At 48.4% G+C, this 500-nt stretch carries 1 protein-coding gene; it reads left to right on the top strand.

Annotation, left to right across the window (positions count from 1 at the left end):
* Window positions 1-500 (top strand): type IV secretory system conjugative DNA transfer family protein (locus OCV63_RS17015; protein ID WP_262670950.1); only part of this gene is annotated, 500 nt, incomplete at both ends.

The following is a 500-nucleotide window of genomic DNA, read 5'->3' as shown; positions in this document are numbered from 1 at the left end:
TGGTAACAACGCTGATTGCCAATACCAAAGGCGAAGGCAAGGCCGGAGACGATTTCTGGGTCAAGGCGGAAACATTGCTGTATTGCGCGTTGATTGGATATATCCACTATGAAGCTCCGGTGGAGGAGCAAAACTTCTCCACCCTCATCGAGTTCATCAACGCCATGGAAGTCCGGGAGGATGACGAGGAGTTCAAAAATCCCGTAGACCTGATGTTTGATGCACTGGAATCGGAAAAGCCAAACCACTTCGCAGTGCGGCAGTATAAGAAATATAAGCTGGCAGCCGGCAAAACCGCTAAGTCGATTTTGATTTCCTGCGGTGCGCGTCTTGCCGTATTTGATATTGCGGAGCTGCGCGAGGTTACATCCTACGATGAGTTGGAACTGGATACGCTGGGAGACAGAAAAACGGCTCTGTTCCTCATTATGAGTGATACGGATGACAGTTTTAACTTTCTCATTTCCATGTGCTACACCCAGTTATTCAACCTGCTTTGT

Origin of the sequence: Laedolimicola ammoniilytica, from assembly GCF_025567165.1 — a bacterium.
GTDB classification, from domain to species: domain Bacteria; phylum Bacillota; class Clostridia; order Lachnospirales; family Lachnospiraceae; genus Laedolimicola; species Laedolimicola ammoniilytica.
Note: the sequence above shows the minus strand (reverse complement) of the source record. Positions and strands in the feature narration are given on the sequence as shown.